The organism is Xenorhabdus mauleonii (assembly GCF_900113945.1).
In the GTDB taxonomy this organism is placed as follows: Bacteria; Pseudomonadota; Gammaproteobacteria; order Enterobacterales; family Enterobacteriaceae; genus Xenorhabdus; species Xenorhabdus mauleonii.
Window position 1 is genome coordinate 14,652 of sequence record NZ_FORG01000035.1, and the last position, 12,396, is coordinate 27,047.

The 12,396-nt window shown below is 41.6% G+C and carries 19 protein-coding genes and 1 tRNA gene; 11 read left to right on the forward strand and 9 right to left on the reverse strand.

Going from position 1 to position 12,396, the window contains the following annotated elements; all coding sequences use genetic code 11:
- The 8 genes from BM100_RS20130 to BM100_RS20170 form a co-directional block, all read right to left on the reverse strand.
- The gene (locus tag BM100_RS20130; protein ID WP_092514202.1) at positions 1 to 444 is read right to left on the reverse strand and encodes a hypothetical protein; all 444 of its coding nucleotides are present in this window, start codon (positions 442 to 444) and stop codon (positions 1 to 3) included.
- Complete coding sequence (locus BM100_RS20135) at positions 441 to 2,570, reverse strand: replication endonuclease (RefSeq protein ID WP_244590731.1); 2,130 nt, start codon at positions 2,568 to 2,570, stop codon at positions 441 to 443. The genes BM100_RS20130 and BM100_RS20135 overlap by 4 nt, the downstream gene beginning before the upstream one ends.
- A complete protein-coding gene (locus BM100_RS20140; RefSeq protein WP_092514204.1) occupies positions 2,567 to 3,385 on the reverse strand; it encodes a DNA adenine methylase in 819 nt (272 codons plus the stop codon). The genes BM100_RS20135 and BM100_RS20140 overlap by 4 nt, the downstream gene beginning before the upstream one ends.
- Position 3,386: 1 nt before the next feature.
- Entirely contained in the window at positions 3,387 to 3,608 is a 222-nt protein-coding gene (locus tag BM100_RS20145; protein WP_092514206.1) for a TraR/DksA family transcriptional regulator, read from the reverse strand.
- Positions 3,601 to 3,870, reverse strand: coding sequence for a DUF2732 family protein (locus BM100_RS20150; RefSeq protein ID WP_092514208.1), 270 nt, complete (start codon positions 3,868 to 3,870; stop codon positions 3,601 to 3,603). Before BM100_RS20150 ends, BM100_RS20145 begins: the two co-directional genes overlap by 8 nt.
- Positions 3,871 to 3,942: 72 nt before the next feature.
- Entirely contained in the window at positions 3,943 to 4,299 is a 357-nt protein-coding gene (locus BM100_RS20155) for a DUF5347 family protein (protein ID WP_092514210.1), read from the reverse strand.
- A 386-nt stretch (positions 4,300 to 4,685) separates the two neighbouring features.
- Complete coding sequence (locus BM100_RS20165; protein WP_092514214.1) at positions 4,686 to 4,907, reverse strand: DNA-binding protein; 222 nt, start codon at positions 4,905 to 4,907, stop codon at positions 4,686 to 4,688.
- Between the two features lie 7 nt (positions 4,908 to 4,914).
- The gene (locus BM100_RS20170) at positions 4,915 to 5,277 is read right to left on the reverse strand and encodes a hypothetical protein (protein ID WP_092514216.1); all 363 of its coding nucleotides are present in this window, start codon (positions 5,275 to 5,277) and stop codon (positions 4,915 to 4,917) included.
- Between the two features lie 83 nt (positions 5,278 to 5,360).
- Between BM100_RS20170 and BM100_RS20175 the strand changes: the two genes are divergently transcribed.
- From BM100_RS20175 to BM100_RS20205, 8 genes are all read left to right on the forward strand, one after another.
- The gene (locus BM100_RS20175; protein ID WP_092514218.1) at positions 5,361 to 5,702 is read left to right on the forward strand and encodes a helix-turn-helix domain-containing protein; all 342 of its coding nucleotides are present in this window, start codon (positions 5,361 to 5,363) and stop codon (positions 5,700 to 5,702) included.
- A 227-nt stretch (positions 5,703 to 5,929) separates the two neighbouring features.
- Entirely contained in the window at positions 5,930 to 6,283 is a 354-nt protein-coding gene (locus BM100_RS20180; RefSeq protein WP_092514220.1) for a hypothetical protein, read from the forward strand.
- Positions 6,284 to 6,375: 92 nt separating this feature from the next.
- Positions 6,376 to 7,296, forward strand: a complete 921-nt coding sequence (locus BM100_RS20185) for a DUF2511 domain-containing protein (RefSeq protein WP_092514222.1) — start codon at positions 6,376 to 6,378, stop codon at positions 7,294 to 7,296.
- Between the two features lie 17 nt (positions 7,297 to 7,313).
- On the forward strand, positions 7,314 to 7,829 hold the full coding sequence (locus BM100_RS20190; protein WP_092514224.1) for a hypothetical protein: 516 nt from the start codon (positions 7,314 to 7,316) through the stop codon (positions 7,827 to 7,829).
- A gap of 20 nt (positions 7,830 to 7,849) precedes the next feature.
- Positions 7,850 to 8,851, forward strand: coding sequence for a phage integrase (locus BM100_RS20195; protein WP_092514226.1), 1,002 nt, complete (start codon positions 7,850 to 7,852; stop codon positions 8,849 to 8,851).
- Positions 8,852 to 8,923: 72 nt separating this feature from the next.
- A tRNA-OTHER gene (locus BM100_RS23290) sits at positions 8,924 to 9,012 on the forward strand.
- A 167-nt stretch (positions 9,013 to 9,179) separates the two neighbouring features.
- On the forward strand, positions 9,180 to 10,442 hold the full coding sequence (locus tag BM100_RS20200) for a tyrosine-type recombinase/integrase (protein ID WP_092514228.1): 1,263 nt from the start codon (positions 9,180 to 9,182) through the stop codon (positions 10,440 to 10,442).
- A gap of 300 nt (positions 10,443 to 10,742) precedes the next feature.
- Positions 10,743 to 10,955 (forward strand): helix-turn-helix transcriptional regulator, encoded by a 213-nt coding sequence (locus BM100_RS20205; RefSeq protein WP_038188287.1) that lies wholly within the window; start codon positions 10,743 to 10,745, stop codon positions 10,953 to 10,955.
- 243 nt (positions 10,956 to 11,198) lie between these two features.
- On the opposite strand, the gene BM100_RS20210 is transcribed toward BM100_RS20205, so the two are convergent.
- Complete coding sequence (locus BM100_RS20210) at positions 11,199 to 11,378, reverse strand: YlcI/YnfO family protein (RefSeq protein ID WP_092514230.1); 180 nt, start codon at positions 11,376 to 11,378, stop codon at positions 11,199 to 11,201.
- 193 nt (positions 11,379 to 11,571) lie between these two features.
- Between BM100_RS20210 and BM100_RS23295 the strand changes: the two genes are divergently transcribed.
- The 3 genes from BM100_RS23295 to BM100_RS20220 form a co-directional block, all read left to right on the forward strand.
- Entirely contained in the window at positions 11,572 to 11,727 is a 156-nt protein-coding gene (locus tag BM100_RS23295; protein ID WP_169924795.1) for a hypothetical protein, read from the forward strand.
- Complete coding sequence (locus BM100_RS20215) at positions 11,720 to 12,130, forward strand: hypothetical protein (RefSeq protein WP_092514232.1); 411 nt, start codon at positions 11,720 to 11,722, stop codon at positions 12,128 to 12,130. The genes BM100_RS23295 and BM100_RS20215 overlap by 8 nt, the downstream gene beginning before the upstream one ends.
- 3 nt (positions 12,131 to 12,133) lie before the next feature.
- On the forward strand, positions 12,134 to 12,396 hold a 263-nt coding region (locus BM100_RS20220; RefSeq protein WP_280521806.1), incomplete at its 3' end, for a primase-helicase zinc-binding domain-containing protein.

Consider the following 12,396-nt stretch of genomic DNA (forward strand, 5'->3'; position numbering starts at 1 on the left):
TTATTGATTGTGCTCGTTTTCACTATTTTCATATAACCACTCACCAATCATATGTTCAGGTAAGTCCGCGCTCCGAATTTCGATTTCTCCGCTTTCATCTTCAAATACTCGAATAATGGCACGCTGCTCACCGAAGAATTCAACACTACAAAACAGGTTTTTTTTCGTTCTGTGGGGTTTCAATTTCTTCATATTGGGGAACAACTGATCCAATTTTTGCCGTTTTTCCTGTACATCGCGCTTGTATTGCTCGTAATAAGGCTTGAAAGCGTGCATCACCACATAAAACAATGCCCCGGTATTTTCATATTCACCATGCTGTTCACCTCCTCGCACGTAACACCTGAATACATAGGGTTCTAATTTCTCCAGCGTAAATTGTTCATCAACCACGCTGAGGTAATTCATCATTTCCTGTAGTGATACCCCGTTGTAACGCATCATTGTTGTTTCCTCATTTCACTAAGATTTATAATCCGCTGCCGCAACGCTTCGCGGCGCGTCTCTTTCTGCCGTTCCGTCTCCACCGGAATAAAGCTGCCGTCCGTCCATAACCTGAATTTCTGTTCACCAAGGTTAATTTGACCCCCGATGATTAATGATTTCGCCATCAATCGGCTAAAATTCATCCCGATTGACTGGGCGTAATCGACCACTTTTTCAACTAAGTTATTCCCCTCGTTGATCGTACGCTGACCCCCCGTACAGTTATTGACAGAACTCCAAGGGGCGGCGGTGCCGCCAGATAAAGGCAAACCCCCACCGCTGACTGTGTCGTTATCTGCCTGTAACTTCGGCACTATCTGCCAACGGTGTTCACGGGTTGAAATAAAGGGATCGTTAATAAGGTAAGGGGAGGTAATACCCTGAATGCGTTGGGTGTCTTCGCCGTAAGGGCTGCCACCTTCCACGCGTTCATAAGAAAGACGCGCGGTCAGATCGCGGCGGGCAACTAAAGGCCCACCCTGAGCCTCGGTGTATTTGGCCCAATCGCCGGCATCGGCGGCGTCAATGACCTCGTCCAGTTTTTCAATATTCAGGCGGGCATCACCCAAACGGCGCAGCTCCCGCCAGACCGAAACCGGCGCGCCGCCGATTTGCTGAAACTGACGGATACGCCAGCGACTCGCCCAAGCAGAAACGGCTTTCGCCATGTCCTTGATAGATTCGCCTGTTTCACCGTCTTTTTCATCGTCCAGCGCGTAGCCATCGATATTTTTTGAGATGTATTTAGCGATATATCCCGTGGCGCTGCCTTTTTCCTTGTCAATGGGTTCAACATGAAAACGGGCTTTGCGTGCGGCGTCGCTGTTCAGTTCAGCGGCGTCTTCCTGCATGGCATGATGGCGAATAATGTCGCGCATTTTCTCGACATGTTCAGGGGGCATAAACAGCAACATGTGCCAGTGGGGTGTCCCGTCATGGTGAGGCTCTACGACACGAAAACCAAAGACGCTGATACCTTCACGGGCATAGGTTGCGCGGATGCGTGCCCAGACATTACAAAGGTATTTTTGGGTATCACGGGGATTATCACCGTTCCAGTTTTCCACGAAGCCGCCTTTGCTGTGTACCGCGTGGTATTTTGACGGGGCGGTCATGGTATAAAACTCACCGACAAAGCCGCGTTCGTCGGCCAAATCCTCAAAACCCCGCATCCGTACCATCAATTCGCAACGGCGCACGGCCGGGTTGGCGACACTGCCCAGCACCATGTCACTTAATGGCACCCGATCACCAAGCTCATTCTCTAACTCAAACTCTTTGAGAAATTCCCAGTTCTTACGCTTCTGTTCTTTCCATTCACGCAGAGTATTGCGGGAAACATAGGGTGAGGCTGATTTTTGTACCTGCCCGACAGCAATCGCCATGTGTTCAGCACGAATATCCCGCATTCTTTTCAGGCGGCCATACCACCATTTATCAGACATCAAACGCAGAAGGCCGGCGCATAACTGATCAACCGTAAATTTTCCGCCCTGAGTTAACTGCTGCCAATATGGGGGAACAGTCCCGGTCTGATGGGCCAGTTGTGCCATTCTTTGATAGACCATTAGCAAGCGCTGTGTGGCTTCGTCTTGATCATCCGGTGGTTGGTTAACATACTGCGCGGAAACCTCTTCATAGCTTTCAGTCATAAACTGGGCGACTTCCCATGCAAGCTGCCGAATCTCTTTGCGTTCCAACGTCACCAGACGCTCTAATTGTTCGATAAAAGGGAAGGGGATTGCACCGGCAGCTTCATGTTTGAATTGATAACGCGCAAAGACTTTGTTCAGCCGTGGTAATACATTCTCACCAATGGTTTTACGCAAAAACGCATTAGCACGACGGCGGCCATTGCGGCCGGACTCGGTATAGATTTTTTTGTAACGGTTAGAAAAATACTTCGCCAGAAAATCAGGCATGACCCCGATAAACTGGCGGCGCCATTCATGATCTGCGGGGTTGGTATCCCAGAGCAGACGTTCAGCCATCGTTGCATCCGTGGGCAAACCCGGCTGAAAGTCTTCACGCTGGCGACGCATGGAAAGTATTGCGTCGCTGTTGTGTTCTATTAATTCACTCATGCACGCGCCTTTAGCACGGCAATAATTTCTTTGGCGGGTTGGCGGTCGCCATTGGCAGCAATAGAACGCGGGGCGGTGATTTCATGAATGGTGAAACCAAGATCGGCATACAACTCTTTGGCTGCGATAGAATTAGAGACGGTAACCGGTACACCGATATCGGCGTGTAATGTGTATAAAATCACCGCCAGTAACTCATGGTCTGCTGGCGTGAAATTAACTTTGTAGTATTGAGTAAATGCCCCGTTCTTGGTCAGATAAGGCGGATCGCAATAAACCACGTCGCCGTAATCAACGAGTGTTAATGTGTCCTGCCATTCCAAATGCAATAGTTCAGCTTTCTTTGCTTTTTCTGAAAATGTATGAATTTCAGTTTCGGGAAAATAAACGTTTTTATATTTACCATAAGAAACATTAAACTCGCCTTTTGCGTTATAACGACATAGCCCGTTATAGGCATGGCGATTTAAATAGAGAAACAATAAAGCGTTATCAACATTATTCGCTGTTAATTTATTTCCATTAAAATTATTTCTATGTTGGTAATAATTATGTTCAGTATTGTCATGTTTAAACCAAGGCTCAGCTTCACAAAGAAACAACCCGACGGGCACGGAGTTAATTTCTTTGTATAAATTAATCAAATCCGCATTCGCATCCGCTACTAAATACTCGTCATAATCCGTATTCATCATCACGGCACAGGAACCCGCGAACGGCTCAACCAGCCGGCGACCGGCTGGCAAATGAGGCAGTAACTTATCCATGATGCGGACTTTTGAACCTGCCCATTTAAGGATGGTTTTACTTGCCATGTCACACACTCCGATAATGTTTTATTTTCAGTTCAAAAACTTCTTGGCAGGGTGCACAGCGGGTAACGCCGGCGATAATCATCCGACGTTTTTCGGGGATAGCGTGCCCGCAAACTTCACACTCAAATGCAGAGACACCGACAGGGCGGTTAACATGAGCAGATATTCGCTGTTCCAGCAATTCCTCCGCATGCTGAATGGCTAAATCTAGAGCCTTAGACATTGTTCCACTCCTGCCCCTGATGCTCGACATGTTCAGATTCACCTTGCAGCAGAGTGGCACTGTCAGAAGGCCCCATTTTTTTATTCAGGATATGGGCAGACAGCTTGACCAAACGAAGAGAAAATAAATTAGCGCAGTGCTTTCTTTCCTCCATGCGTGCTTTTTTAATTAATTGTTCGGCATCCTTATAAGTAATCAACACAACAGAATCATCATGTAATGCGGAGGGGTCGTGACCAGCAATTAAATTTTTATTTTTCATTTTCTATTTCCTGTTTTTAGGTAATAAGAATCCCTGCGAGTTGGCGCATTAATATTTAAAGTTTGTTATTGATTAATGTGGGGGCAATTCTGGTAATACTAATTTATTAGGTAATATAGTTACCATTCCCTTAATTTGATTAAGCACCAGAACCAATGAACGCTCTTCTTCTAAAGTTAATTCATTAAATTTAACGTCATACCGTGATTCATCAAAGCCGGCCAAATGAAAAATACTATGCAAAAGTTTTTTGTTATTTTGCTCACGGTTATACGTTGGGTCACGCATGGTTTTGATAAACTCAGCCAGTTGATTGTTAGATTTTTTGCCATAATTAAAGTGGCGACGTAACTCGGTTGTTTTATTTATGCCGTATATTTTCTCATTTAATTCTAATGATACAGCCCGGCAAGGTTCAGTATTAGCCATAGCATCACCTTTATAACAAAGATAATAACGGGGTTAATATTGTTGTCGCTAAACCAATTGAAACCAACGTCATTAACAAAGGGTTTTTTCTTTTATATTTAGCGGTGGTTATTTTAATTTTGGAAAAGTCAGCACTTGTTACTTTATATCTGTGTTGCATCCTCTTTAATTCGTTCATGTATTTTTATCCTGTACATTCTCTGACAGTATCTTATTGCGTCATAGCGGGATTCAAATAAGCCGTGACAATTATCACCTTCATCAACCTGATAATGCATTTTGGTATTAAGTACGTTCTTGCGTAATGGACGTACTAAGAATTTGCCGAATTTTACTTTGCCTCTATTTAATTCCACTGGTGTTGGAATAAAAGACATATCACCCCCTTAGCTATTAATGATTGCATCTTTTAACATGGCAATCATATTAACTTCGACCATCTCTTTACCTCTCCTTTTAGGTCTTATGATGATGCGCCCGTCAGCAACCATTGCGCGACAAGTACCAAAAGGAATTTTTGTCATTTCAGAATACTTTTTCAGTGAAACATATGCTGATTCGACTTTAGTTTCTATTTTGATGTTGTATACATTGTTTATGGTACTCATATATGTCTTACCTGAAATTTTCTACGGAGCTGAGATAAAGAATGCGTGCCATATTAGATATGGGGCGATCCTCTCTTTCAGCTATGAGATATAGTTCTGCAAGCTCTACATTGGATAATCGCATGGCAACTAATTTATTTTTTGATCGATCTCTTCTCGGCAAGTTTGAGCACCTAACATGTCCATCCAATGCTATTTTCACTGCATTGAGATAAATGATGCGTGCCATACTGGACATGGAACGGCTTTCCCTTATTGCAATAACATTCAATTCTTCATATTCATCATCAGAAAGTCGCATCATAACTGGATTTTTCGAGGCCATACCTCGTGGCAATCGTGACCGTCTAACATGTTTATCTTGTGTCATAATGTTATATTGTGATCCGCTAAGTGTTTATGTGTAACTAAAATCTCACCAATTGATGAGATTATCAACGGAAAAATATTCAAATGTTGAGTTTTGGGGAACGAATCAAAGAAGAAAGAAAAAAGCTAGGGCTAACTCAGGTTCAATTTGCAAGTGTTGGCGGGGTTCAACCTACAACGCAGGTGAACTATGAGAAGGGGCTTAGAACTCCTGATGCTGCGTATTTAGAAAAAATTGCAATGGCAGGTTGTGATGTTCTTTACATATTGACAGGTAATAGATCACCAGCAGCAGACATATCAAGTGATGAGCAAAAATTAATAGAGAACTACCGGGCTATGAATGAAGAATCACGTCTGAACATGCAAGCTGTTGGCTCTGCATTTGCACAATCAGCACCAGACAAGCATGCAAAAAATGGGTGATAAGTTATACATAAACCTATCATCCACTTTGTTAACCACTTCACAAATTCTAACTGATAACATAGTTACTTTTGTTAAAGATGTTAATTGAAATAATATAGTTTTGTAATTGTGATCTGTGAATATGTTTCCTACGTGTCGTAATGTTACATTGTGAATCGCTAACTAGTTGTTTTTTTATGTTTTTGGTTTGTTTTTATTCAAAATGGCATAGGAGATACTTTTTAATGGGCACGATAGGAAACAGGATAAAAGAAGAACGTGAACGTCTGGGATTAAGCAAAATGGATTTTGCACACCTAACAGGATATCCCGGGCACGTACAGACCAGCTATGAACGTGACGAAATAATGCCAGAAGGTATGTACTTACAAGAAATCACAAAACATGGGTGTGACACTTTGTACATTATTACTGGGCACAAAGAACGACCCATAAAACTATCGATAGATGAACAAGAGCTAGTAAAAAACTATCGCGCCATGAATAAGGCGTTACGCTTAAAGATATCGGCGATTAGCGATACGTTTACACAATCAATCGTTAGCGGAAATGTAGAAATAATTACGACTCTAAATTAAGTTCATTCCTACTATTAATATTTAGAGTCGTAACTATTTGTATTTTTCACTTGTGCTTATTGGTAGCTGAAACTAATTCGAGAGTAATTAATATGAGAAAATTCTTACTGCTGGTATCTAGTGTTTTATTTCTTGCCGCCTGTGATTCAGATTCACCTAAACCGGCCAACAAACCCTACAATAGTGTTGAAATCAGTCAAGAATCATATGGTGATAAATGGGCTTTCAATACGAATAAAGTTGAATTGCAATGCTACAAAGGCGGTGCTTTTGTTGAAGATCTCAAAACTAATACCGTATATGGATTAACTGGGTTAGCGAATACATTAAAAACCAATGGTAAGAAAGACGCACAGGATATCAATGGCTCTTCTTTCTGGAAAGATAACCCAGTGACAGGTACAAAGGTAAGCCTTGGTCAATTTACTGATGAGGCTTTAAAACTCTGTGAAAGTGATGATAGCTCTAGTGCTATTACTCAAAGCTCTCAAGACAAACAAGAATCACTGAATCAGAATGAAGAATATCTTCCATGTGCAGGAGATAAACGAATTTTTCCTTCAATTGCAGAGGCAATTGAAGATTTCGGCGATTACTATCCAGAAAATAACTCTTTCCAACTTATTAGTGAAAAACCATTAAAAATAAGATTATCACCACCAACCTATAAAGAAGATGCGCCTGATGTAAAAGAGAATCTGGTAAAGCGTGCAATAGTTTATGGCATCTATAGAACATTCATTAATAGCAACAATGATAATGTAACGGTAGTTTCTTATTTAGTTGATTCGAATGATGGTAAAAAAATGACTGGATCTCCCGAATACACAGCCACATTAACAAAAGCACAGGCTCTTAAAATCGTGAATAAATACGTTCCTGTAAACAACCTATCAGAGCTGATAAATGACCAATGTTCTTTCACTGAAAAATTTAATGAACTGCGTTATGACGATAGCGGCAAAAAAGGCTTCAATAAATTCTTTGTTGAACTGATTAATCAATCAAAATGATCATGGAAGATTGGTGCATGAGAATAAAAAATATTGCTTTTGCGATTGTATTAAGCTCTATGGTTTTACCTGTGTCAGCTAATGCTGACACTTTTAATGCATTATATAAAAAGGCTATTAATAACATTAAGAGCGATAAGCAATGTAGCAAGCAAGAGCTTACATTTAATACACTGCGTAAAATTCATGATGATAAGGACAAGATTCAACATTATTCCACAAACTTTTCTAACGATATTTTTGTGGATTTTTCTCAAAAAAATAACAAGATCGGAATCGACATTAACGTATATCCTCTGCTTGCAACTCCGGATGACCAACTTCCTGCATTTTGTGTTATTTCAGCTTTTCAGGCAGCGATAGACCCAAGCAAACCTATAGATAAATATATGGAACTTGTCCCTGAATTATATTCTTTAGCAGTGGAATCTGAATCTCATGAATATCAATCAAAGAATTATGAGTATTCTATGTATGTTGATACAAAATCAACTTTGCAAACATTAACTTTTCAAATAGACCAAATAAATTAATTTTACGGAGATAATAGCTTATGGCTGTTAGTCGACTTCCTAACGGCAAATGGCAATGCCAATGCTTTCCTGATGGCCGTAATGGTCGTCGTATCAGACGTCAGTTCGCGACAAAAGGCGAGGCGATGGCGTATGAACGGCAGCTAATGCAACAACAAGTGCTGAGTATTGATGCTTCGGAAGGGCAGCGGCTTAGTGAACTGGTTAGCCGTTGGTATGAACTGCACGGAAAGACGTTAAAAGATGGGGAAGCCCGCAAATCAAAATTAGAGGCAATTTGCGAGCGCCTGAATAACCCATTGGTTACGGATTTCGATAAAAATATGTTTGCGGTTTATCGTGAAGAGAGACTTAACGGTAAATGGAATGCCAAAGGGCGAAAATCCCCCAGTCAGTCTACAGTGAATAGAGAACAATCATATTTACATGCTGTTTTTTCGGAACTAAGCCGTTTAGGTGAGTGGGAAGGGTTAAACCCAATAAGTGGCATTCGACAATTCAGGGAATCAGAGCAGGAGCTGGCATTTCTTTATCCGAACGATATTAAACGTTTATTAGCTGAGTGTGATAATTCAGCCAACAAAGATCTCGGACATGTCGCCCGTCTATGTCTTGCCACTGGGGCACGCTGGGGAGAGGCGCAGGGTCTAACGCAATCACAGATAATAAAATACAAGGTCACGTATACAAAAACCAAAGGTAACAAAAACAGGACAATACCAATATCCCAACGGCTATACGATCGCTTACCCAAAAAACGCGGGCAATTATTTAGTAAGTGTTATGACGCTTTCGAAAATGCAGTTAAAAGGGCAGGGATTGATTTACCTGATGGGCAATTAACCCACGTTCTGCGGCATACATTTGCCAGTCATTTTATGATGAATGGCGGCAATATTTTGGTTCTGCAACGCATATTAGGACACAGCACAATTAACATGACTATGCGTTATGCACATTTCGCGCCAGACCATCTGGATCTCGCTTTATCACTAAATCCTTACGACCAACTCGAAGAGTAAAATCGATGGCAGCAGTGCCAAATAAATATCAACAAAAGGGAGTATTCTTCATTTGTAACGTTTTGATTTAATGTAACTTATTGTTTTTTATAACTGGGTAATAGTCTTTAAAATCCCTCGGCTGTAAGGCTGTGCGGGTTCAAGTCCCGCCCTGGGCACCAAACATAAGTTTACTAACGTCTACTCTAGTAAACTAACTCCTAGAAAGACCTGATAAATCAATCAGGTCTTTTCTTTTTATGTCTACTTTAGTCCATTGCAATCAACATGCACCACGGGGCATAATCTGGGGCACCTACACTTCTATTATTAAATGTGCCCCTAAAAAATGAAACTAAACGCACGGCAAATCGAAGCAGCAAAACCCAAAGAAAAAACCTACAAACTCGCTGATGGTGGCGGACTCTATTTGGAGATCACCTCACGCGGCTCTAAATACTGGCGTATGAAGTATCGCCGCCCTACCGATAAGAAAGAAGACCGACTGGCTTTTGGTGTTTATCCTATAGTGTCTTTAGCTGATGCACGGGCTAAACGGGATGAAGCCAAAAAACTTATAGCTCAAGGCTCTGACCCCAAAGCAGAGAAAAAAGGGGCACAAGCCGAATCAAAAGGGGCACCTCCTTTTGAACAGGTAGCCCGTGAATGGCACGCCAGCAATAAGCGATGGAGTGAAGATCACAGCAACCGCATTCTGCGCAGCCTTGAACATTATATTTTTCCTCATATTGGCAAGCTCGATATTTCCACTTTAAGAACAAGCCAACTTTTAGCGCCTATCAAATCCGTTGATGCTGATGGTAAACACGATATCGCCCAGCGATTACAGCAACGTGTAACATCCATCATGCGATACGCTGTTCAGAATGATATTCTTGAATCTAATCCCGCAAATGATATGTCTGGTGCGCTTTCCACAGTTAAAGCCAAACATCACCCAGCACTCACCCACGAACGCTTACCTGAATTCCTTACCCGCCTTTCTCACTATCGTGGGCGCTTGATTACCCAAATCGCTGTAGAGCTGACTTTATTAACGTTTGTCCGTTCCAGTGAGTTGAGATTTGCCCGTTGGGAAGAACTTGATCTTAAAAATGCAGTCTGGAAAATTCCCGCCACAAGAAAACCCATTGAAGGCGTTAAATTCTCTGAGCGTGGCATGAAAATGAAAACTGAGCATATTGTGCCGCTGAGTCGTCAGGCCGTATCTCTCTTTAAAACCTTGCAGGGTTTGAGTGGAGAATGTGAGGTGATGTTTCCTCATGACCATAATCCGGCAAAAGTCATGAGCGAAAGTACTGTAAATAATGCCTTACGCGGTATGGGATACGACACCAAAACAGAAGTTTGTGGTCATGGATTTAGAACAATGGCGCGTGGTGCGATGGGCGAATCGGGATTATGGAACGATGACGCAATAGAACGCCAGTTAAGTCATGTGGAAAGAAAGAACGTCCGTGCTGCGTATATTCACACATCTAAGCATCTGGATGAACGGCGGCTAATGGTTCAATGGTGGGCTGATTATCTGGACGCAAATAGAGAAAAATATATAACTCCATATGACTTTGCTAAAAAACGGTGGAAATAATTTCATCTGGAACTATATATTGCGTATCTGAGACATCAGGTAAATATAATACCTTATTAAGGTGTGCTGGCTAATTTTATACCAGTCCGCAGTATCGTTACGGGCTGGTATATTTTCCATCGTTAGTATTTTCTAACTAAAAATGGTTAACAATCAAAATAATAAGATGTAACACACTCTTTGTATGAAACGGATTACTATTCCTATGTGATGATCTCAAATTGTAACTTCGGTTTAATTATCCCTGTTCTAATAACGTCTAGAAACATCAAATATAGATAAGTTAACAGGGAAAACCACATGTCAATAATTACCACACCTAAAGAAAGTCTTATTCGTTTATCAGAAGTTCAACGCAGAACAGGTTACAGTAAGGCGTGGATTTATAGACTTATCGGAGAAGATAAATTCCCGAAGCAAATCAAAATCGGCACTCGCTCAGTTGCTTTTCTTGAATCAGAAGTTGATGGCTGGATAGCTCAACGTATTTCTGAATCTCGCGGTGAAATGTAATAGAAAATATATTTTCAGCATAACCAAAAAGCACAAAAATAAAAAAATTATGAACAATAAAAATACGGATAATAACCGTTACGAATACCCTTACGTCAAAAATCAGGAAAACGATATTTTAATTATCGATACAGCAATTAGTTGGGGTGAAAAAGAAAAGGATAACATACCAGATGCTACCCTTAATTGGCTTTCTTTTAGAAAGATAGTTAACTATTGGGGTTATTATCGATTACTTGGTTATTACTCAGATGATGCTTTGGTTTTACGTTGGCGGCGTTTAATTTCTGCTCGCATTGCGGTAGAGATAAATTGCCCTGTACTTTCATCTTGCTCTTTTGTTTGTTCCATTCCATTAATCAGTTCGTGCAGTACTCGTACTGTTACCGATTGGGATTTTGCATTTTTTGAACCTGTTGCCATTTCTACACCTTTTGTTAGTTGGTGTAAGACAGTATACACGAAGCGATTTCAATTTAAATGGTTGACATGTAAGACACCTAATCATTACCATGTGTCTTACACCATTAATTGTTTATGGTGTAAAAATAACGAAGCCCCGAAGTGCGGACACACTATCGAGGCCTCTGACCACAACATTATTGGAGCTAATGCTATGGCTGATACACAGTCTAACCAAACTCGCCCTAAATTTACATGTCTAATTGCGTTAAGCAATCAACGACTAATGCACCTACAGCGCCTTATCATCATTCTGGCGGGCATTTCCTCCCTGAGATTCGTTTCCCGTCAGGAGGTGCGCCGTGGGTAAAAAAACTCTTTCATTAAAACAGGCAGAGTATCGCACGCAGCTAGCAGCTTCTGTTTTCACGTTTATTCTCGAAAAGTCACCGGAAGAATGCACCATTGAACTCAATAATTTAATTTTGCTGGCGCGTGATATCAATCAGGAAATACAGCAAGCATTGTTGAAACATACACCACAGCCCTTGTTGATGACATTGTTAGGTTATGTGGTGAACAGACATCAGAAAGCGATACCGCTAGATCAAGCTATGTATCGGGCAGGGTTAGCCATATCGTTATTTGAGGTCATTCTTGACCAAATAGGAAGGAATTGTTCAGAAGAACTGCGCGATCTGCTGGCGCTAGCCTGTGATTTTAATCAAGACGTTTATCACGCACTGTGTGCGGCTGTCTATGGAGAGGAATAAATTATGAATCAACGTTCCTCACAGCCTAAAAACCTTGCGAAAAACCGCCCAATAGACGTTATCCGAACTGTGAAACAATCCGCTATGAATCACTGGCAAAGCCTGTTGCCCGCCTGTGGCGTGGATGTTCCGGCAAAGGGGAAGCATGGAGCTTGCCCGATATGCGGCGGTACTGACCGTTTTCACTTTATAGATGATAACCATCACGGCGACTGGCATTGTCGCCAGTGCGATCAGCCCAATCACGGTGACGGTCTGGATTTAGT